Source organism: Burkholderia arboris (assembly GCF_902499125.1).
GTDB lineage: Bacteria > Pseudomonadota > Gammaproteobacteria > Burkholderiales > Burkholderiaceae > Burkholderia > Burkholderia arboris.
Window position 1 is genome coordinate 102967 of sequence record NZ_CABVPX010000008.1, and the last position, 18597, is coordinate 121563.

General features: G+C 67.4%; 22 protein-coding genes and 1 pseudogene. 18 read left to right on the forward strand and 5 right to left on the reverse strand.

Features of this window, described 5'->3' with window-relative positions:
* The first annotated feature begins 6 nt into the window (after nucleotides 1-6).
* On the forward strand, nucleotides 7-294 hold the full coding sequence (locus tag BLA15945_RS12210) for a hypothetical protein (protein ID WP_174992467.1): 288 nt from the start codon (nucleotides 7-9) through the stop codon (nucleotides 292-294).
* 393 nt (nucleotides 295-687) lie between these two features.
* A pseudogene (locus tag BLA15945_RS12215) lies at nucleotides 688-919 on the forward strand (slipin family protein); the annotation flags it as partial.
* Nucleotides 920-1000: 81 nt separating this feature from the next.
* On the opposite strand, the gene BLA15945_RS12220 reads toward BLA15945_RS12215, so the two are convergent.
* Nucleotides 1001-2278 (reverse strand): HAD family hydrolase, encoded by a 1278-nt coding sequence (locus tag BLA15945_RS12220; RefSeq protein WP_059239463.1) that lies wholly within the window; start codon nucleotides 2276-2278, stop codon nucleotides 1001-1003.
* Nucleotides 2279-2708: 430 nt separating this feature from the next.
* Between BLA15945_RS12220 and BLA15945_RS12225 the strand changes: the two genes are divergently transcribed.
* The 6 genes from BLA15945_RS12225 (at nucleotide 2709) to BLA15945_RS12250 (ending at nucleotide 8077) form a co-directional block, all read left to right on the forward strand.
* A complete protein-coding gene (locus BLA15945_RS12225) occupies nucleotides 2709-3608 on the forward strand; it encodes a M24 family metallopeptidase (protein WP_059239461.1) in 900 nt (299 codons plus the stop codon).
* Between the two features lie 43 nt (nucleotides 3609-3651).
* Complete coding sequence (locus BLA15945_RS12230) at nucleotides 3652-5439, forward strand: SDR family oxidoreductase (protein WP_059239459.1); 1788 nt, start codon at nucleotides 3652-3654, stop codon at nucleotides 5437-5439.
* 29 nt (nucleotides 5440-5468) lie between these two features.
* Nucleotides 5469-6374, forward strand: coding sequence for a metal-dependent hydrolase (locus BLA15945_RS12235; protein WP_059239457.1), 906 nt, complete (start codon nucleotides 5469-5471; stop codon nucleotides 6372-6374).
* Nucleotides 6375-6453: 79 nt separating this feature from the next.
* Nucleotides 6454-6741 carry a hypothetical protein gene (locus tag BLA15945_RS12240; protein WP_059239455.1) on the forward strand — a complete coding sequence of 96 codons (288 nt, stop codon included), beginning with the start codon at nucleotides 6454-6456 and terminating at the stop codon, nucleotides 6739-6741.
* 251 nt (nucleotides 6742-6992) lie between these two features.
* Nucleotides 6993-7373: a DUF2917 domain-containing protein gene (locus BLA15945_RS12245; protein WP_174992468.1), complete on the forward strand. Its 381-nt coding sequence runs from the start codon at nucleotides 6993-6995 to the stop codon at nucleotides 7371-7373.
* A 329-nt stretch (nucleotides 7374-7702) separates the two neighbouring features.
* A complete protein-coding gene (locus tag BLA15945_RS12250; RefSeq protein WP_059240927.1) occupies nucleotides 7703-8077 on the forward strand; it encodes a DUF2917 domain-containing protein in 375 nt (124 codons plus the stop codon).
* 160 nt (nucleotides 8078-8237) lie between these two features.
* On the opposite strand, the gene BLA15945_RS12255 is transcribed toward BLA15945_RS12250, so the two are convergent.
* Nucleotides 8238-8516, reverse strand: coding sequence for a hypothetical protein (locus BLA15945_RS12255; protein WP_011354312.1), 279 nt, complete (start codon nucleotides 8514-8516; stop codon nucleotides 8238-8240).
* A 313-nt stretch (nucleotides 8517-8829) separates the two neighbouring features.
* On the opposite strand from BLA15945_RS12255, the gene BLA15945_RS12260 reads away from it, so the two are divergent.
* Nucleotides 8830-9198, forward strand: coding sequence for a hypothetical protein (locus BLA15945_RS12260; protein WP_059239452.1), 369 nt, complete (start codon nucleotides 8830-8832; stop codon nucleotides 9196-9198).
* An 89-nt stretch (nucleotides 9199-9287) separates the two neighbouring features.
* A complete protein-coding gene (locus BLA15945_RS12265) occupies nucleotides 9288-10589 on the forward strand; it encodes an NCS2 family permease (protein WP_059239450.1) in 1302 nt (433 codons plus the stop codon).
* 236 nt (nucleotides 10590-10825) lie between these two features.
* Here BLA15945_RS12265 and BLA15945_RS12270 read toward each other — a convergent pair whose 3' ends face one another.
* Together BLA15945_RS12270 and BLA15945_RS12275 are read right to left on the reverse strand one after the other, a co-directional pair.
* The gene (locus BLA15945_RS12270) at nucleotides 10826-11113 is read right to left on the reverse strand and encodes a DUF1488 family protein (protein ID WP_011354308.1); all 288 of its coding nucleotides are present in this window, start codon (nucleotides 11111-11113) and stop codon (nucleotides 10826-10828) included.
* Between the two features lie 242 nt (nucleotides 11114-11355).
* The gene (locus BLA15945_RS12275; RefSeq protein WP_319002356.1) at nucleotides 11356-11631 is read right to left on the reverse strand and encodes a DUF2964 family protein; all 276 of its coding nucleotides are present in this window, start codon (nucleotides 11629-11631) and stop codon (nucleotides 11356-11358) included.
* 185 nt (nucleotides 11632-11816) lie between these two features.
* Here BLA15945_RS12275 and BLA15945_RS12280 point away from each other — a divergent pair, with 185 nt between their 5' ends.
* The 8 genes from BLA15945_RS12280 to BLA15945_RS12315 all read left to right on the forward strand — a co-directional run bounded on the left by BLA15945_RS12280 (nucleotide 11817) and on the right by BLA15945_RS12315 (nucleotide 17207).
* The gene (locus BLA15945_RS12280; RefSeq protein WP_174992469.1) at nucleotides 11817-13721 is read left to right on the forward strand and encodes a sigma-54-dependent Fis family transcriptional regulator; all 1905 of its coding nucleotides are present in this window, start codon (nucleotides 11817-11819) and stop codon (nucleotides 13719-13721) included.
* Nucleotides 13722-13802: 81 nt separating this feature from the next.
* Nucleotides 13803-14105, forward strand: coding sequence for a 2Fe-2S iron-sulfur cluster-binding protein (locus BLA15945_RS12285; RefSeq protein WP_059239446.1), 303 nt, complete (start codon nucleotides 13803-13805; stop codon nucleotides 14103-14105).
* A 56-nt stretch (nucleotides 14106-14161) separates the two neighbouring features.
* The gene (locus tag BLA15945_RS12290) at nucleotides 14162-14656 is read left to right on the forward strand and encodes an SRPBCC family protein (protein ID WP_174992470.1); all 495 of its coding nucleotides are present in this window, start codon (nucleotides 14162-14164) and stop codon (nucleotides 14654-14656) included.
* 92 nt (nucleotides 14657-14748) lie between these two features.
* Nucleotides 14749-15126, forward strand: coding sequence for a DUF2946 domain-containing protein (locus tag BLA15945_RS12295; protein WP_059239444.1), 378 nt, complete (start codon nucleotides 14749-14751; stop codon nucleotides 15124-15126).
* 296 nt (nucleotides 15127-15422) lie between these two features.
* A complete protein-coding gene (gene copC / locus BLA15945_RS12300) occupies nucleotides 15423-15788 on the forward strand; it encodes a copper homeostasis periplasmic binding protein CopC (protein WP_174992471.1) in 366 nt (121 codons plus the stop codon).
* A gap of 43 nt (nucleotides 15789-15831) precedes the next feature.
* Nucleotides 15832-16278, forward strand: coding sequence for a copper chaperone PCu(A)C (locus tag BLA15945_RS12305; protein ID WP_059239439.1), 447 nt, complete (start codon nucleotides 15832-15834; stop codon nucleotides 16276-16278).
* 32 nt (nucleotides 16279-16310) lie between these two features.
* Complete coding sequence (locus BLA15945_RS12310) at nucleotides 16311-16484, forward strand: hypothetical protein (RefSeq protein WP_006486739.1); 174 nt, start codon at nucleotides 16311-16313, stop codon at nucleotides 16482-16484.
* A 93-nt stretch (nucleotides 16485-16577) separates the two neighbouring features.
* Nucleotides 16578-17207 (forward strand): LysE family translocator, encoded by a 630-nt coding sequence (locus BLA15945_RS12315; protein ID WP_174992472.1) that lies wholly within the window; start codon nucleotides 16578-16580, stop codon nucleotides 17205-17207.
* 15 nt (nucleotides 17208-17222) lie between these two features.
* Here BLA15945_RS12315 and BLA15945_RS12320 read toward each other — a convergent pair whose 3' ends face one another.
* Complete coding sequence (locus tag BLA15945_RS12320) at nucleotides 17223-18536, reverse strand: leucine-rich repeat-containing protein kinase family protein (protein WP_174992473.1); 1314 nt, start codon at nucleotides 18534-18536, stop codon at nucleotides 17223-17225.
* Nucleotides 18537-18597 lie beyond the last annotated feature (61 nt).

Below are 18597 nucleotides of genomic sequence, written 5' to 3' on the forward strand. Positions count from 1 at the left end.
TTTGTGATGACGGCCTACACCGCAACCGCAGCGCCGTTCATGGCATGCGAGATCGGGTTCCGGCATATCGCCTGCCCGCATCGATTTGTCGAAACACTGGATCTTTCCGCGCTCTTCGGCGTTCGGCACCGGCGACGTGTTGGCGCGGCACCGCACACTGATGCAATAGCCAAGGACGTCGCGAGTAATACCGGAGTAAGGCTCGCGCCCGGTATCGAGCCGGCAGGCCGTACCGTCGACGGGATTCACGAGCAGCAGCGATTGACGGGGGGTGACGAGGAGATGCGCGGGTAATGACATGAAGTCGAGGGAAGTCTCGTATATGCTTTTCGTCGCCGGTTCCGGCGATCCCGCTTCCGGCTCGCTACCGGACTCTCATCACCACCCCCGATGTCGGACAACGCAATCTGCAACGTACGTCTCGGTCCGGCACACAGCATCGAACGACAGCCTGGCGCGCCCTCCCCGGGTTTCGCCGGGGCGTAGTCGTTCGAGCCATTGCGCCGGGCTCAAAGCGCCGCCCCGTTTCCGGGAGAGCGAAATCGCGCGTATCTTATCAAAAAATACTCCGCTCCACCGGATTCGCGCAGGCTATCCGGCAACCGGTTTCGGTACGCCATGCCACCGGCACTCGCGTGTCGGGAAAGGCTTCGCGCGAATCACGCCTGGCGCTCGGCGGGGGGAGGGGCCGAACGCGAGCGGCGCGCGAAGGTGATTCATGCGAAAGGCAAAGCAGGCGTCGGAGAAGCTGCTGCAGGCCGCGCAACGGCGCGCGCTGCAGCCGCAGGCGATGCAGCTGCGCTACCTGCAGACGCTGACGACGATCGCCGCGGACAAGAATTCGACGATCGTGTTTCCGCTGCCGGTCGATCTGCTGGGGGCGTTGCTGGAGCGGTTGGGCATGCCGCGCGAGCGCTGAGACGCGCGTGTTCCGGCCCGCGCAACACCGCCGTCGCGCCCGCCGGACGCCGGGCCGCAGCGGCCCGGCACCCGCCGCACGTCAAGCGAGCAGCTTGCGCTCGGTCTTGCCGTACTTGATTGACTTCTCGTCCGGGATCATCAGGCCCGTGTGCTCGTCGCGGCCCTGCAGCAGGAAACGCGCGTCCGGCTTGCCGACCTGCTCGGCCGCGAGCTTGCTGTCCGCGCCGATCTCGCCCTTCTTCATCCGGTTGACGATCACGCCGGCCGCGGTGTCCTTGAAGTCGCGCAGCATCCACGCGTCGCCGTCGCTGTCGCCGAACACCAGCAGCGGGCCGTAGCCCTTCTTCGATTCGAGCACGTTGCGGATGCCCACCGTCTTGCCGGGTCCCCAGTTGAAATGCCAGCCGGCCGGATAGGTGCTCGTGTACTTGCCGTCCTGCATGTCGAGGCGCAGGCCGATCACGTTCTCCGGCGGCACGCCGTAGCCGTAGTTCGGATTGCCGGCGAACACGCGCACGACATCGTCGAGCGACGCGGTGCTCACGTACACGTCGATGCCGTTCGCGCGCAGCGTGTGCATCACCGCGCGGATTTCCTCATGGATGCGAATGCCGTGGAAATGCGTGTCGGCCACCACACCGGCCTTGCCCGGCAGCGTCTTCGGGCTTTCGTAGCGGACCTTGCGCAGCGCGTCGCCGATCCCGTAGTTATCCGACGCTTCCGCCATCGCCTGCAGCTCGGCGGTCGTCATGTTCTTGTAGAAGTAGATGATCCACTTGTAGCCGACTTCGAGCGGGTGCGTGTCGCAGATCGCGTCGTACATGAAGTACAGCTTCGCGCGGAAATCCTTGAACTGGTCGGTCTCGCGAATCTCGTCGAGGCTCTTGCCGCCGCCGAAACCCTGGTAGTTCGCGTAGAGCCAGCGGTAGTCGGATTCAACGTCGGCGGCGAGATCCTCCATCGTCACCGGCTTGCCGTCGACGGTCGTGTAGTCCTTCATGAACGCGCCCTTCGGCACGTCCTTCCACATCACGCCGACGAATTCGTCCGGCGTCAGCTTGTACTGAAGATGGTTGATCTGGTACATCAGCAACGCCTCTTCGCAGTCGTTCATGATGCACGTGTTGTCCCAGTCGAACACCGCGTACGGGCGGCGCTTTTCATCGTAGCGCGCGCTCGCGACGCCATGCTGGTCGAGCACCGCCTGCAGGCGCGCAGCGTTGAACGGCGACCAGCGGCCCGGGTCCAGCGCATCCGGCGCGATTGCGCTCTTCGCGTCGGCGGTGCCGGCCTTGAGCATCAGCGACGTCGCAGCGGTCGCCGCGGCAAGGGTGTTCATGAACTGGCGGCGTTGCATGGTCTCTCTCCGTGGAAATGTCGAATCGGTTTCGGTCACTACCCCGTGCGGCGCACTGGCGGCTCATCACCGCTGCGAAGCCGGGGCGGCCTCGAATTGGGGGCGAATAATGTGACGAAATTATTTCGGCAATTTGACAGCGTCACGCCGCGACGCGACGCCAAGTTGATCCGGCGCGACATGCCGGGCGCCGCAAGATGGCCGGACACGGCGATCCGGCCCGGCAACGGGCCCGCGCCCGACATCGTCCCGAAACCTAGAGGCTCCCCTCCATTCCCCCCTTCCATTGGGACAAATCCTCACTTCCCGGCGCGCAGAACCGTCTATGATCATTACATCGCTCAATGACACATTAAATGCTGACTGAATAACCCGCGACGGTGACGCCGACGGGCGCGTTCCGGATCAGCGCCCCCAACGGAGACGCACCATGGCCGATCACCACCCGCTGCCGGAAGTCCACCTCGACGAGCTGCCGCAATTCCGCGCGGTCCAGCAGCTGGCGTACCGCTGCGTCGAAACCGTCGGCGCGATGCTCTACCCCGGCATCACCGAAAAGGAGGCCGCGCGGCTGCTGACCGAATGGCTGCAGGACAACGGCGTGCACGACTGGCTGCACAAGCCGTTCGCGTGGTTCGGCGACCGCACCGCGTTCGAAGGCTTCTCGGGGCTCAAGCACATGGGCGGCTTCAATCTCGCGTTCTTCCCGAGCAACCGCCAGCTCGAAACCGACATGCCGGTGATCCTCGACGTCGCGCCGGTGCTCGACGGCATCGTGGCCGACGTCGGCTACGCACACTGCCTCGGCCACAACCCGATCCTCGAGCAATTGCAGGACGACCTGATGGACCATCGCGACATGATCGTGCGGCTCGTGAAGGAGCGCCGGTCGATGGCCGAGGTCGCGCAGGAAGTCGACGCACTGTGCCGCCGCCAGGGCGTCGAGCCGCGTCACAAGGCCTATCCGTTCAAGGTGCTCGCGCATCGCGTCGCGAAGATCCATAAGCTGTCGAAACCGCGCTTCGTCGCGCGCTTCGGGCTGAACGCGACGCGCAACCTGCTGCTCGACCAGGGTCGCGCGGCGAAGCAGCAGGGCTGGTCGCCGCTGTGGTCGATCGACCGGCGCTCCGAGCATGCGCCCGTGCCGGGCCTGTGGGCCGTCGAGCCGCATCTCGGCTTCGCCGGCGTCGGCGCGAAATTCGAGGAGCTGCTCGTGATCACCGACGACGACGCGTACTGGCTCGACGAAGACCTGCCGCACGTGCGCCGCTGGCAGCGCCGCCAGGCCGAACGCACGCAGGCCGTCGCGACCGTGCAAGCCGCGGCCTGACGCATCCGCGCCTTCCCCCGACTCCCTGAACGACGGACTCACGATGCAGCCTCTTTCCGACGAAGCGCCGCTGGCCCTGTTCGAATCGGTTCACAGCGAAACGGCGGTCACCTCCGGCGACCTGACGCTCGCGGTCAAGACCTGGGGCGACCCGGCCCGCTCGCCGGTCGTGCTCGTGCACGGCTATCCCGACGACAGCAGCGTCTGGCAGCACGTCGCGCCGCTGCTCGCGCGCAAGCACTACGTGATCGCGTACGACGTGCGCGGCGCGGGCCTGTCCGGCGTGCCGAAACGCACGGCCGACTATCACCTGGCGAAACTCACCGACGACTTCGTCGCGGTGATCGACGCGCTCTGCCCCGGCCGCGCGGTCCATCTGATCGCGCACGACTGGGGCTCGATCCAGGGCTGGGAATTCGTCACCGATCCGCGCCTCGCCGGCCGCATCGCGTCGTACACGTCGTGCTCGGGGCCGTGCCTCGACCACGTCGGCTTCTGGCTGCGCGAACGCGTGCTGCGCCCGACGCCCGCATCGCTCGCCAAGCTCGGCGGCCAGCTCGTGCGCTCGTGGTACGTGTACCTGTTCCACCTGCCGTTCATTCCCGAGCTCGGCTGGCGGCTGTGGCTCGGCCGTGCGTGGCCGCGCCTGCTGCGCCGGCTCGAGAAGACGCCCGCCACACCGCGCCCGACGCAGGCCGACGACGGCGCGCGCGGCGTGCGCCTGTATCGCGCGAACTTCATCCGCTGCCTGTTCGCGCCGCGCGAACGCTACGCGCACGCACCGGTGCAGACGATCGTGCCGCTCGGCGACAAGTACGTGAGCCCCGCGCTGTCCGAGAACCTGTCGCGCTGGGTGCCGCAGTACTACCGTCGCGAAGTCGCGGCCGGCCACTGGCTGCCGCTCGCCGATCCCTCGCGCTTCGCCGATCTCGCCGGACAACTGATCGACGCGATCGAGTCGGGCAACGAACCGCCCGCGCTCGCGAACGCGCGCCGCCGCGCCACGAGCGGCCGCTTCAGCGGCAAGGTCGCGGTCGTCACCGGCGCGGGCAGCGGCATCGGCCGCAGCGCGGCGCTCGCGTTTGCCCGCGAAGGCGCGACGGTCGTCGCCTGCGACATCGATCTCGCTAGCGCCGAACGCACCGCGCTGCTGCTCGGGCTGACCGGCGCGCAGGCGCATGCGAAACGCGTCGACGTCGGGTCCGCCGACGAGATGGAAGCGCTCGCGACGTGGGTCGGCAGCGAACTCGGCGGCGCGGACATCGTGGTCAACAACGCGGGCATCGGCATGGCCGGCGGCATCCTCGACACGAGCGCGCGGCACTGGGAGCGCATCCTGCACGTGAACCTGTGGGGCGTGATCCACGGCTCGCGGCTGTTCGCGCAGCAGATGGCCGCGCGCGGCACCGGCGGGCACATCGTCAACACGGCATCGGCCGCCGCGTTCGGGCCGTCGCGCGACCTGCCCGCCTACGCGACGACGAAGGCCGCCGTGCTGATGCTCAGCGAATGCATGCGCGCGGAGCTCGCGGAGAAAGGCATCGGCGTGACGGCCGTGTGCCCGGGTTTCGCGGAGACCGGAATCATGGCGTCGACGCAATACGCAGGCGCCAACGCGCAGGACGAAGCGCGGCTGCGCAAGCGCGCGACCAAGCTGTACCAGATGCGCGGCCTGAAGCCGGAAACCGTCGCGCAGGCGATGGTCGACGGCGTGCTGCGCAACCGCCCCGTCGTCGCGGTCGGCGGCGAGGCGCACGCGATGCGCTTCGTCGGCCGCTTCATGCCGTGGCTCGGCCGGATGATTGCCCGCGTCAGCATGGCATCGCATTGACGGCGCATGACGCCGCACAGGGAGACAACATGACCGATACCGCCGACTATCACAAGATCAAGGCCCGGCACGTGAAGTTCGACTTCAGCGACACGCCGATCACGTGGGTGCCGAACGATCCGGGCAGCACGCACATCATCAACACGCTGAACCTGCTGTTCCCGGAAGGCGAGCTGTGGTTCTGCCGCGTGTACAACAAGGCGCTGCCGCTGATCACCGATGCGCGCCTGCGCGACGAGGCCGAAGGCTTCCTGCGCCAGGAAGCCGTGCACTCGCGCTCGCACGGCGGCGTACTGAAGCACTACTACGACCGGCACGGGATCGACACGAAGCCGTTCACGCAGAAGCTCAACCGGCTGTTCACGCGCGTGCTCGGCGAACAGCCGTTCGGGCTGAAGATCGGCCATACGCGCTTCTGGCTGCGGCAGCAGCTGGCCGTGATCGCATCGCTCGAGCATTTCTTCGGCTATCTCGGCAACTGGGTGCTCAACGCGCACGGGCTCGACGAAGGCCGTGCCGACCCGACGATGGTCGACCTGCTGCGCTGGCACGGCGCCGAGGAAGTCGAGCACCGCACCGTCGCGTTCGACATCTACCGGCACCTGGGCGGCAGCTATCCGGAGCGCTGCGTGCACATGGCGTTCGTGATCCTGCTGCTGCTCTACTACATCACGACCGGCGCGAAGTTCATGTACCAGCGCGACCCGGACGCCGGCCGCTACCCGGGCTTCGTGCTCGCGTGGTGGCAAGGTTCGCGGCGCGGTCACCTGCCGTCGTTCTGGAAGGTGATCGGCGCGGCGCTGCGTTATTTCAAGCCGAGCTACACGCCGCACCACGAAGGCTCGACCGAGCAGGCGCTCGCCTACCTCGCGCGCTCGCCGGCCGCGCAGGCCGCCGCGCACGGCGGCAACTGGGGCACGACGAAGGGCGCCTGACCGCGTTTCCGGCCGGTTCGGCGGGCGGCGCCCGCCGAAATGCGTACAATCGCGGCTTCAATTTCCCGGAGGTGCCGCGATGGCCATGAAGAAAACCGATCTCGAAAAGAACAAGGCGCTCAAACTGACGCACTCGATGAAGCAGTCGAGCTCCGCACGTTTCGGCAAGGGCGCCGACGAAGCCGCCAAGCTCGACCGCCGCGCGCAGCGCAAGCTCGACCAGGAACAGGGCCTCGTGCCGTTCGCGTGCAAGCTCAACGCCGAACTCGTCGAACAGCTGAAGGCACGTGCGGCCACGCACCCGGAGGGGATGACGGGCCTGCTGTCCGAGCTGCTCGTGAACGGGCTCGCGCAACGCGACGCGTAACCGCCACGTATCTCGAAATTTCCGTTGACATTGCTGCACTGCCACGACACACTCGTTCGCATGCCTATGCTCAAGCCCAACGCCATCGCGCATAAAACACCAGTGAACGCCCGTACGCGGCGATCACCGGGGGCGCTTGTGCGTTAGCATCGAGATTCAGTTACGCATGTCACAAGGCCTCGCCGGAAACGGATGAGGCCTTTTTGTTTTGGTGCGCGTCATCCCGCCCGGCTCAACGGATGGAGATGACGATGGACCAAGCAAGCCGGCTGGTTGTTTGTCGCGATCGGTGCCGCACCGACGCAATCGCCTTACCGAGAGTCGAACTGCATTTCACGGTCGCGCCGCACAAGACGCTGACGTGGCGCGCGCAGCACGACGCCGAGATCCGCGTGCACGATGCGACGCTGTGGATCACGCGGCTGGGCAGCGTCGACGATTACTGGATCCGGACCGGCGACGTGCTGCGCGTGCCGCGCGGCGATCGCATCTGGATCAGCACCGACGACGACGCGCCCGCCGAAGCGTCGATCACGACCGTGTACGTGATGCAACGCGACGCGTGGCTTGCGCGTGCGCTCGCAGGGATGCGCGCCATGCTGGGCGGGCGATGTCGAAGAAGTCGCGCGTGACGCATCATGCATCGCTGCGCGCTCGAGCCGCGTGCGCAGCGGCCTCGTGAAACGCAGCACGCGCGCGGCAACGGATCGCCCGCGCATATCCCGAAAATAGTCGTTGACAACACCGCAGCCCGACAACAAAATCGTTCGCATGCCTACGTTCAAGCTCATCGCCGTCGCGATTCATCGCCCGATGAACATTCGAAAGAATGATTCACGGGAGGCGCTTGTGCGTTAGCAATCGAGCAGTACCGCATGTCACACAAGGCCTCACCGGAAACGGATGAGGCCTTTTTGTTCTGGTGCGCGTCATCCGTCCGGCTCACTGAATGGAGAAGACGATGGACCAGGCAAGCCAGTTGTTTGACCGCCCCGATCGGCGCCACGCCGGCACGATCGCGTTACCGACTGTCGTGATCCGTTTCGCGGTCGCGCCGCGCACGACGATGACCTGGCGCGCGCAGCAGGACGCGGAGCTTCGCACGCATGGCGCGGCGCTGTGGGTCACGCGCCCGCCGTGCGTCGACGATTACTGGGTGCGGCCCGGCGACGTGCTGCGCATCGCACGCGGCGAGCGCATCTGGCTCGGCACCGATGCCGACCGGTCGGCCGAAGCGACGATCACGACCGCATACGTGCGGCGCGGCGAGCGCTTCAGGCGCATGCTCGCGCACGTGCAACGTTTGCTCGGCGGGGTAGGGAGAAGAAGCGGATGAGCGACGTGCGGTCACGCACGCGCGACGCGGAACGGCCGCGACCGGAAACGGACGCACCTGCGGCGCAACGCGCCGCAGGTGCGCATCGAATGACGCGGCACGCCAGTGCGTGCCGCGAGCGATCGCGCGCCGTGCGCAGCAACCGGATGCAGCACGTGCATCAGGTACTGGCGGCGAGACGCGGGCCCGTGCTCCGGGGAGTGGACTCGAGGTCGGGACGTTGCGCTGCCTGCGAGGTCACCCACGGATCGATGCCCTGCTTCTGCACCTCTTCGAGGAATGACACACGTGTACGCCAGTAATCGGCCTGTAATTTCGCATCGATGACGCGCTGTTCGGCTGCGAACAGTTCCATGCGCGCCGTCACGAGCATCGACGCAGCGGTTTTTTCCGGCGTGGGGGCGTGTCGCATCGCCCAACGGCTGATCCAGTTCAACATGCTGACCTCCGTGATTACGGACGAACCCGCATCGGGCAATCGCAATCGGCCGTGCCTGCCCGAACACGCAACGGCCTTGACCGCCATTCACCGCCTGGCCTGCACGGACTGCGACTCCCCCGCGTCGTCAATTACCGGCCGGCGTGTGCATGCGCGGTGTATCTATCCTAGAAAGACTTGCCGGTTTATGCGATGGGGTCTTGCAATCTTTTACACAGAAACCACAGTCGCCCCCGCATCGCGAAATGACAGTTGCGGACGGGATGGCTTCGGCGCAGGATAGCCCGATATCTGCCACCGCCTGGACTGACGAATGGCCGCTGCACGCCGCTGCCGCGCATCCGCACCGGCCGCGCACGTGTTCGTGCCCGCACGCGCCGCCTGCACCGCGCTCGTGCAGCATGCGGGCGCTCCGTTTCAGTCGCATGTCATCGCGCACCCGCCATGCGCGGCGCAGCCGGCATGCCGTTGCGCGCGCATCGGCCGGTTTCGCCCGCCGTTCCTCCCCGTTCCGCCGTTTCAGCCATTTCTGCCGGTCCGTGCCGCGCGAACCGGTAAAATGCGCGCCTTCGTCGCGCGGCCGGGCTGCCAGACCGTCCGCGCGCAGGCAACCGATCGTGCCCTCCAACTATATCGTCCGAGCTATCCGCGCTATTACAATCCGCCGATAGCCGGGCAATAGTGGCTGGTTACAGTAAGCCGGCCGCGCGCTGCCTTTACAACAATTCGGCACAACAATCAACACGACAACCCGACCGGAGAAACGCCTTCATGGAATCCATCAAGCGGTATTTCGGCTTCGCTGAAGCCGGCACCGACTTCCGCACTGAAATACTCGCGGGCGTCACCACGTTCCTGACGATGGCCTACATCATCTTCGTCAACCCCGCGATCCTCGGCGACGCCGGCATGCCGAAGGAATCCGTGTTCGTCGCGACCTGCCTCGTCGCGGCGCTGGCGTCGATCATCATGGGGCTGTACGCGAACTACCCGATCGCATGCGCGCCCGGCATGGGCCTGAACGCGTATTTCGCGTACACGGTCGTCAAGGGGATGGGCTTCACGTGGCAGGCCGCGCTCGGCGCGGTGTTCATCTCCGGCTGCCTGTTCCTGCTGGTCACGCTGTTCCGCGTGCGCGAGGCGATCGTCAACGGCATTCCGAAATCGCTGCGGATCTCGATCACGGCCGGTATCGGCCTGTTCCTCGGCATCATCTCGCTGAAGACGTCGGGCGTGATCGTCGGCAACCCGGCCACGCTCGTGACGCTCGGCGATCTGCACAAGCACGACACCATCCTCGCGATCGTCGGCTTCTTCACGATCGTCACGCTCGACCACCTGCGCGTGCGCGGCGCGATCCTGATCGGCATCATCGGCGTCACGATCCTGTCGTTCTTCTTCGGCGACAACCAGTTCCACGGCGTGTTCTCCGCGCCGCCGTCGATCGATGCGACGCTGTTCAAGCTCGACATCCGCGCCGCGCTGTCGACCGGCATCATCAACGTGATCCTCGTGTTCTTCCTCGTCGAGCTGTTCGACGCGACGGGCACGCTGATGGGCGTCGCGAACCGCGCGGGCCTGCTCGTCGAAGGCAAGATGAACCGCCTGAACAAGGCGCTGCTCGCCGACAGCACGGCGATCGTCGCGGGCTCGGTGCTCGGCACGTCGTCGACCACCGCGTATATCGAAAGCGCCTCGGGCGTGCAGGCCGGCGGCCGCACCGGCGTGACGGCCATCACCGTCGCGGTGCTGTTCCTCGCGTGCCTGTTCATCGCGCCGCTCGCCGGCGTCGTGCCGGCCTACGCAACGGCGCCCGCGCTGCTGTACGTGTCGTGCCTGATGCTGCGCGAGATGGTCGACGTGCCCTGGGACGATGCGACGGAAGCCGTGCCGGCCGCGCTGACCGCGCTGCTGATGCCGTTCACGTACTCGATCGCGAACGGCGTCGCATTCGGCTTCATCGCGTACGGCGGCCTCAAGCTGCTGACGGGCCAGGCGCGCACGGTCAAGCCGATCGTGTGGATCATCGCGGCCGTGTTCCTGTTCCGCTTCTTCTATCTCGGCAGCGAGTAAGCGCAGCACTGCACGATGAAATGAAAAAACGCCACCTTCGGGTGGCGTTTCTGTTTTCGCGCGATTCTTCTGCGATCCTGACGAATCGACGCGCACGGCCAGGCCGGCGCTCGGGCAACCCGGCGCGGCCCGCATACGAAAATGCCGCCCGGCCCGCCGAACGGCATTGCGCGAAAGGCACGGTCTTCGCGTGCGCCGCGCTCAGGCGCGCGCGCCGCAAGACGAGCGTCGTGTTGTCAGCGCCAGTTGGCCTCGTAAAAGCGCACGTAGCCGCTGCGCAGCGTCACGCACTGCGCACGCGTCTCCGACAGCAGGCGCCGCGCAGCCGCTTCGATGCGGTCGCGATGCTGGTCGAATGCGCCGACCATGTCCTCGAAGCGCGGCGATGCCGCGCCGAAGTGATCTTCCAGCGCCTCGGCGGTAATCTGACATTGAACACGCTCGCCATTGACCAGTGCCGTGAACGCAAGCATCAGGTCACGCCCCGAATACTCAGGCTTCTCGTTCGTGAAATGGATCTGCATGAGAGCCGCCTCGACCGGTAGAAAACGAATGACCGCGTCCGTCGTCCGCTACCGGCCGGGCGAAATGTACGCGGGCTCGCCGGCGGAGGCCCTGACCACGGGGTTTGGCGCGGTCAATGCATGCCGGTTGATTTCCACTTTAGACGGTTTCGCGCAGGAGACAAATTTTCCGGTGTGCGTCGTTCCGACGCGCATTTCGTCTGATCTGCGCGGGGCATCCGGCACCGTTTCGGCAACGGGCGTCAGTGAGGATCGGTAGGCCAGATGTTGAGCGCGATCGCGGCGGTCGTGACGCCCACCGCAATCGCGGCCGCTCCGTACTTCACCGCATCGGTCAGATCGAACAGCAATCCGTGGATCGCCACGGCAATGCCGCCCAGCATGATGAACGTGGCGATGGCCGCCAGCACGACTCTCAGTTCCGTCCGAACCATGATGCGTCTCCCGAACGGATGCATGTCGCGTCGCATGCATGTTGCAATGCGGAACACGGCGCGTGCGTGCTCCATTTCCATCATTGCAGGCGGGCGCTTAAAAGCAAGGGGATTTTGTTCGCGGTCGCACATCGCACGTGGCGCTTGTATGATGATGCGTACCCGGACGGTCGGCTGTCGCGCCGGATGGTGCACCGCGAGCGGAGATGCACTCCGCCGCCGATTCCGGTTCGGTCGGCCCAGGCGGCCCCGGGAACAGGAGACAAGTCATGCCGCAACCCTTCGTGCTGCCCGCCGCAGCGGTTCGCACCGACCTGCTCGCGCAGGCGCATGCGCGCTCGACCGCGGTCGGCCTGCGCGCGCACGAACGCCCCGATTTTTCGCCGCTGTCGCACCTCGCGCTGCGCGAACTGCTCGACACGAATCACGCGCTGTTCTCGCACGCGCGCCCGGTGATGGAGGATCTCCACGCGCAGATCGCCGATACGCAAAGCCTCGTGCTGCTGACCGACGCCGACGGCGTGATCCTGCACAGCATCGGCGACGCGGATTTCATCGAGAAAGCCAACCGCGTCGCGCTATGCAACGGCGTGTCGTGGGCCGAAGGCGCACGCGGCACCAATGCGATCGGCACCGCGCTCGCGTCGGGCCAGGCCGTCGTGGTGCACGGTTCCGAACACTTCCTGCGCGCGAACCACATCCTCACGTGCTCGTGCGCCCCGATCGCCGATCCGTTCGGCCGCATGCTCGGCGCGCTCGACGTCAGCGGCGACCCGCGCGGCTCCAGCCCGCATACGCTCGCGCTCGTGCGGATGTCCGCGCAGCTGATCGAGAACCACCTGTTCGCGAACCAGTGTGGCGAAGCGCTGCGGCTGCGTTTTCATGCGCACGAGGATTGCGTCGATTCGCTGTTCGCCGGGCTCGTCGCATTCGGCCCCGATGGCGGGCTGATCGCCGCGAACCGCAGCGCGCAATTCCAGCTCGGCGCGTCGTTCGACGCACTGCAGCATCAGGCCAGCGATGCGTTGTTCGGCATGCGCTTCGGCCAGCTCACGCAGCAGGCCGCCCGCGCGCCGGGCGCCACGTTCCGGCTCACGCTGTCGACCGGCGTACGCGTGCTCGCCCGCTGCGAATTCCCGGAAGCGCAGAAAACGGCCATTGCCGTCACGCCACCCGCGCCGGCCGTGCGGGTACGCGCGCCGGACCCCGACGCGATCACGTTCGCGACGCTCGACACCGGCGATGCACGCATGGCCGCCGTGCTCGAGCGTGTCGCGAAGATCCGCGGGCGCGACCTGCCGCTGCTGATCCTCGGCCAGACCGGCACCGGCAAGGAATGGCTCGCCCGCGCGCTGCACCAGGCGTCGCCGCGCGCCGACGGCCCGTTCGTCGCGGTCAACTGCGCGGCGCTGCCCGATTCGCTGATCGAGGCCGAGTTGTTCGGCTATGAGGACGGCGCGTTCACGGGCGCGCGCAAGCGCGGCAGCCCCGGCAAGATCGCGCAGGCCGACGGCGGCACGCTGTTTCTCGACGAGATCGGCGACATGCCGCTCGCGCAGCAGGTCCGGTTGATGCGCGTGCTGCAGGAGCGCGCGGTGATGCCGCTCGGCGGCGCACGCGCGGTGCCGGTCGACGTGCGGGTGGTCTGCGCGACCCATCGCGACCTGCGCGCGATGATCGCGGACGGCACGTTCCGCGAAGACCTGTTCTACCGGATCAACGGGCTCGCGGTCACGCTGCCGGCGCTCGCCGCGCGCACCGACCTGCACGCGCTCGTCGACCGGATTCTCGCGCGGCTCGCGCGCAGCGAGCCGATGCCGCGCCGTCTCGCGGCCGATGTGCTCGACGCGTTCGCGCGCCACCGCTGGCCCGGCAACCTGCGGCAGATGACCAACGTGCTGCGCACCGCCGGCATGCTCGCCGAAGACGAAGCCGAAATCACGCTCGCGCATCTGCCCGACGATTTCTGGCTCGACTGCGACGACCCACCGGCTGCAGCGGCGGCAGCCACGCCGCCCGCACCGGCCGGCATGCGCGAAGGCACGACGCTGCACAGCCATCAGGCCGCGGTGATCGACGCCGTGCTCGCGCGGCACGGCGGCAACGTATCGGCGGCCGCGCGCGAACTCGGTCTCGCGCGCAACACCGTGTACCGGTACCTGCGGCGGCACTGACCCGATGACCGGCGGCCCGCGGCCGCCGGCCGGTTCGGGTATGCTTGGCGCGTTGCCGCCGAACCGCCGCCCGCTTCAGTCATGACCGATCCAGACCACTCGCCCCTCGTGCGCATCGAGCCGCTCGGCGTGACCTTCGACGCACCCGATTCGCTGACGCTGCTCGAAGCCGCCGCGTTCGCACGCGTGTCGCTGCCGCGCTCGTGCCGCAACGGCACGTGCCGAAGCTGCCTTTGCCGAATCGTCAGCGGCAGCGTACGCTACACGATCGAATGGCCGGGGCTGAGCCGCGAGGAAAAGTCAGACGGCTATACGCTGCCGTGCGTGGCCGTCGCGACGTCGGACCTCGTGCTCGATGTGCCCGACGCGGTCATGCTCGACTAGACGCGGCGCGCGGTCGCGCGTCGTCCTGCAATGCTCGATCCCGCATGGAGAACGTGATGACCCAGCCAACCGATCGCATCGAACAACAGACCCAGCTCGCGGCATCGCCCGACCGCGTCTGGGAAGCCGTCAGCAATTCCGGCGAATTCGGCCACTGGTTCGGCGTCACGTTCGACGGGCCGTTCGCGGCCGACCAGCCGCTGTTCGGCCGCATCACGCCGACACGCGTCGACGACGATGTCGCCAAGGCGCAGGAGCCCTATGCCGGCACTGTGTTCGAAATCGTCGTCGATCGCATCGAACCGAAGCAACTGTTCTCGTTTCGCTGGCATCCGTTCGCGATCGACCCGAATTTCGATTACACGTCCGAGCCGATGACGCTCGTCACGTTCACGCTCGCAGCCCAGGCCGGCGGCACGCTGCTGACGGTCACCGAAACGGGTTTCGATCAGTTGATCGAAGCGCGCCGCGCGAAGGCCCGCGAGATGAACGATCACGGCTGGGCCGCGCAGATGACGCTGATCACGAAGTACCTGGCGAAGCACGCGTAGCGCGCCGCTACGCCGCACGTGCCTACCGACCTGCGAACCGACGTGCGTGGCATAATCCGCTCCATCGTCGCCCACCCGCCGCCGCGCATCGCATGCTGAGTCGTCGCCTCCGGAAGATCGGCAGTCTGATCGGGATGCTCGCCATCCTGATGACGGCGCTCGCGCCGACGATCTCGCAGGCCCTGACCACGCAAGGGCGCGTCGATGCACTGCTGGCCGGCTACTGTTCGGCCGCGCCCGCCACCGGCGACCGCGCCGCCGATGCGTCGACGAAGCGCCTGCAGGCCCATCTCCAGGCATGCGGCTACTGCAGCCTGCTTGCCCATACCCCCGCGCTGCCCGCCCCCGAACTGACGTTCGCGGCCAACGTGCACGTGATCCAGCACCGCGCGGCCACCCGCTTCGAAAGCCTGCGCCGCGCGCTGCCGCTCACGGCCGCGCAACCGCGCGCCCCGCCGTTCGCGTCCTGATCCGTCGTCATTGCGCGTGATGCCGTAGCGCATCGCGCAGTCCGCGCACGCCGCCCGCGTGCGCGACGTGTCACGTTTCGAAGGACGCTCATGTCTCACCATGCTGCGCGCGGCCTCGTGCCGTGCGCACGGCTGGCCGCTTCCGGCTCGCACCGCCATTGCCGCGCCGCCATTCGCCCGCATGCGAATGCCCGGCCGCGCACGTCCGTGCCGACCGCCGCCGGCATCGATGCCGCTCGCGCATCCGTCCGTCGAATCCGTCTTTCACATCCGATTCGCCACTCGTTCATCCAGCCATGAAAACCCTCCATTTCGTTCGCGGCGCACTCGCCGCACTCGGCTTCGCCGCCATCCAGGCCGCGCATGCGCACGCCATTCCGAAGACGCAGGACCCGGCCGCCGACGCCACGCTGTCGGCCGCGCCGCACGCGGTCACGATCGGCTTCAGCGAAGCGCTCGAACCGGCGTTCAGCTCGATCGCCGTCACCGACAGCCACGGGCAATCGGTCACCGCCGGGAAATCGGCCGTCGACGCCGGCAACCGGAAGCGGATGCACGTCGCGCTGGCCAGCCTGACGGCCGGCACGTACACGGTCGCGTGGGTCGCGGTGGCCAGCGACGGCCATCGCACGCAAGGCCACTACGCATTCACGCTGAAATAACACCGCACTGCCCACCGCCTCCACCCGATAAGGAGAACCCACGATGAAACGCTCGATTCCGACCGGCCTGCTCTTCGCGCTGCTGGCGCTGCACGCTTCCACCACGTTCGCCGCGCCGGCCGTGCAGGCCGATGCATGCTGGATCCGCGCGATGCCCGCGACGGTGCCGTCGTCCGGCTACTTCACGCTGAAGAACGACGGCGACGCGCCCGCGACGCTGACGGGCATCGACACCCCCGCATACGGGATGGCGATGGTGCATGAAACGCAGACGAACGGCAGCACCGCGAAGATGGTTCACGTCGACTCGGTCGTCGTCCCCGCGCACGGCACGGTGACGTTCAAGCCGAAGAGCTATCACGTGATGCTGGAGGAACCGCGCCAGGCCGTCGCGCCCGGCGCGAAGGTGCCGTTCCGGCTGCACTTCGCAGACGGCTCGACGGTGTCCGTGACCTGCGACGCGAAGCCGCCGACCTACGCCGGCCAGTAACGCACCCCGTACCCCGATCGAAGGAGACGCACATGAAAGACCGCCTGCCGCTGGCCGACCTGATCGTCCGCTACCGGACGCCGCTGAATGTTGCCGTACTGATCGTCTGCGGGTTATGGGCAGCGTGGATCGCGTGGATGACGCGGCCTGCCGCCATCGACACGCCGCCGTCGATTCCCGCGTACTGCATGCGCGACGCGCGCTGACGCGCCCGCACGGTTCCGGCGGCGGCGCGTGCCATTATTGGCGTGGCATCATCGATGCATCCCGACCGCCGGAACCGCCTCTCGGAGCAACGCATGGCCCTTCAGACCTGGATGCTGTTCGCCGCGGCCTATCTCGCCACGACGCTGTCGCCGGGGCCCAACGTGCTGCTCGTGATCCGCAATACGGTGCGCTACGGCACGCGCGGCACCGCCGCGACGATCGCGGGCAACCTCGTCGCGCAGGGCGTGGTCGTGGTGCTCGTCGCGCTCGGCGTCGGCGCGGTACTGGCCGCGATGCCGCCGTTGTTCGTCGCGATGAAGGTGGTCGGCGCCGCTTACCTGATGTTCCTGGGCGTCCGGCAGTTGCGCGGCGACCGCAAGGCCGCCGCGTCGGGCGGCGCCGCGGAGATCGCCGTGCCCGACCGCCGCAAGCTGTTCCGCGAAGCGCTGTTCGTGTCGGGCAGCAATCCGAAGACGATGATCTTCCTGTCGGCGTTCATGCCGCAGTTCGTCGTGCACGACCGCCCGCTCGCGCTGCAGTTCGTCGTGATGTACGCGACGATCGCCTGCACGGTCGTGATCGTTCACAGCGTCTATTCGGCCGGCGTGCGCCGGTTTCATCGCGGCTTCGGCATGAGCCGCGCGGTGCGCGCGCTCAAGCGCGCCAGCGGGCTGCTGTTCGTCGGGCTCGGAATCAAGCTGCTGACTGCGCGGCAGGCCTAAGCCGGCGCAATCCCGTCAGCCCAGGTGCGCGGCCAGCGCGGCCGTGATTGCGTCGAACGACGGACGCGCATCGACGTCCTCGTTCAGGCACGCCGCCGCCAGCGCATCGAGCGCGCCGGCGTGCGGTTCGCATCGCGCGAGCAATTCGCCGAGCAGATGGCCGAATGCCCGCACCTCGAGCCGTTCGAACCGGGCGCCGCGTGTACGGTCGTTCACGTCGTAAAGCGACGCCGCGCCGAAATCGCCGAGCAACGCACCGCCCTCCCCGTCGTGCAGGATGTTGTGCGCATACAGGTCGCCATGCATGATGCCGCGCGCATGCAGATGGCCGGCGACCGACGCGATGCCGTGCGCGATCCGCACCGCTTCCGCCGGATCGAATTGCGTGCCGGCCGCATAGACGTCGCGCGTGCAGGACGCGAAGCTCGGCGGCCCGGCGAGATTCGTGAGCGCGGAATCGACCCGCTCCATCACGAGGCCGTGCGCGCCGTCGGGATGTCCGTACACCTTGCCGATCACCGGGATCACGTTCGGATGACGGCCGGCATGCAGGCACGCGGCCATTTCGCAATCGGGCAGGCCGTCGCTCGTTACCGCCCCCTTGAAGAGCTTGACCGCGACCGTCCGCGGCGGCTGGCCGTCCGCCCGCCACTGCGCGCGATAAATGACGCCCGATGCGCCCTCGCCCAGCTTCTGTTCACATGCAAGCGACGCCCAGTCGATCGCGACGACGTCCGGCCCGGCCGACGCCGCGGCCTCCGGCACCGCGCCGAACGGATTGCCGGCAACGGCAAGCCACGCGAGACGCGGCAGGTGCAGCAGCCAGTCGGGCAACGCATCCAGCCGGTTCGCCGACAGCCGCACCAGTTCCAGCGCGCGGCAGGCAGCCATTTCAGCCGGCAGCGCCCGCAGCCGGTTGCCGGCGAGCATGAGTTTCTGCAACCGCGAACAGTCGCCGATGTCGGCAGGCAGTTCGCCGATGTCGTTGTCGGTCAGGATCAGCCAGCGCAGCGCACGCGGCAGCGCGCCGCGCGGCACCGCGCCGATCCGGTTAGCCTTGAAGCCGATCATGTCGAGTTGCCCGCACGCGCCGAGTACGTCGGGAAAGGCGGTGAAGCGATTGCCCGACGCGAACAGGATGCGCAGGCGATGCAGCCGCGGCAGGTCGTCCGGCAGCGCGGACAGCGCATTGCCGGTCAGGTCGAGCACTTCGAGCGTGTCGGCAAGATCGAAGATCTCGCGCGGAAATTCTGTCAACCCGCATGCGAGCTTGAGTTGCCGTGTGCCCGACAGTTGTCCGGCCTGCAGTTGTTCGAGGGTGTGGGTCACGGTGAGAAAACGGGTGGCGGTTGCGATGATCGTTGGACCGATCGGACGAATTCTACCGGGA

Excerpts from the sequence above, each read along its gene's own strand:
- BLA15945_RS12210 (WP_174992467.1), top strand. The coding sequence starts at position 7 with ATGACGGCCTACACCGCAACCGCAGCGCCGTTCATGGCATGCGAGATC.
- BLA15945_RS12220 (WP_059239463.1), bottom strand. The coding sequence starts at position 2,278 with ATGCAACGCCGCCAGTTCATGAACACCCTTGCCGCGGCGACCGCTGCG.
- BLA15945_RS12225 (WP_059239461.1), top strand. The coding sequence starts at position 2,709 with ATGGCCGATCACCACCCGCTGCCGGAAGTCCACCTCGACGAGCTGCCG.
- BLA15945_RS12230 (WP_059239459.1), top strand. The coding sequence starts at position 3,652 with ATGCAGCCTCTTTCCGACGAAGCGCCGCTGGCCCTGTTCGAATCGGTT.
- BLA15945_RS12235 (WP_059239457.1), top strand. The coding sequence starts at position 5,469 with ATGACCGATACCGCCGACTATCACAAGATCAAGGCCCGGCACGTGAAG.
- BLA15945_RS12240 (WP_059239455.1), top strand. The coding sequence starts at position 6,454 with ATGGCCATGAAGAAAACCGATCTCGAAAAGAACAAGGCGCTCAAACTG.
- BLA15945_RS12245 (WP_174992468.1), top strand. The coding sequence starts at position 6,993 with ATGGACCAAGCAAGCCGGCTGGTTGTTTGTCGCGATCGGTGCCGCACC.
- BLA15945_RS12250 (WP_059240927.1), top strand. The coding sequence starts at position 7,703 with ATGGACCAGGCAAGCCAGTTGTTTGACCGCCCCGATCGGCGCCACGCC.
- BLA15945_RS12255 (WP_011354312.1), bottom strand. The coding sequence starts at position 8,516 with ATGTTGAACTGGATCAGCCGTTGGGCGATGCGACACGCCCCCACGCCG.
- BLA15945_RS12260 (WP_059239452.1), top strand. The coding sequence starts at position 8,830 with ATGGCCGCTGCACGCCGCTGCCGCGCATCCGCACCGGCCGCGCACGTG.
- BLA15945_RS12265 (WP_059239450.1), top strand. The coding sequence starts at position 9,288 with ATGGAATCCATCAAGCGGTATTTCGGCTTCGCTGAAGCCGGCACCGAC.
- BLA15945_RS12270 (WP_011354308.1), bottom strand. The coding sequence starts at position 11,113 with ATGCAGATCCATTTCACGAACGAGAAGCCTGAGTATTCGGGGCGTGAC.
- BLA15945_RS12275 (WP_319002356.1), bottom strand. The coding sequence starts at position 11,631 with ATGATGGAAATGGAGCACGCACGCGCCGTGTTCCGCATTGCAACATGC.
- BLA15945_RS12280 (WP_174992469.1), top strand. The coding sequence starts at position 11,817 with ATGCCGCAACCCTTCGTGCTGCCCGCCGCAGCGGTTCGCACCGACCTG.
- BLA15945_RS12285 (WP_059239446.1), top strand. The coding sequence starts at position 13,803 with ATGACCGATCCAGACCACTCGCCCCTCGTGCGCATCGAGCCGCTCGGC.
- BLA15945_RS12290 (WP_174992470.1), top strand. The coding sequence starts at position 14,162 with ATGACCCAGCCAACCGATCGCATCGAACAACAGACCCAGCTCGCGGCA.
- BLA15945_RS12295 (WP_059239444.1), top strand. The coding sequence starts at position 14,749 with ATGCTGAGTCGTCGCCTCCGGAAGATCGGCAGTCTGATCGGGATGCTC.
- copC (WP_174992471.1), top strand. The coding sequence starts at position 15,423 with ATGAAAACCCTCCATTTCGTTCGCGGCGCACTCGCCGCACTCGGCTTC.
- BLA15945_RS12305 (WP_059239439.1), top strand. The coding sequence starts at position 15,832 with ATGAAACGCTCGATTCCGACCGGCCTGCTCTTCGCGCTGCTGGCGCTG.
- BLA15945_RS12310 (WP_006486739.1), top strand. The coding sequence starts at position 16,311 with ATGAAAGACCGCCTGCCGCTGGCCGACCTGATCGTCCGCTACCGGACG.
- BLA15945_RS12315 (WP_174992472.1), top strand. The coding sequence starts at position 16,578 with ATGGCCCTTCAGACCTGGATGCTGTTCGCCGCGGCCTATCTCGCCACG.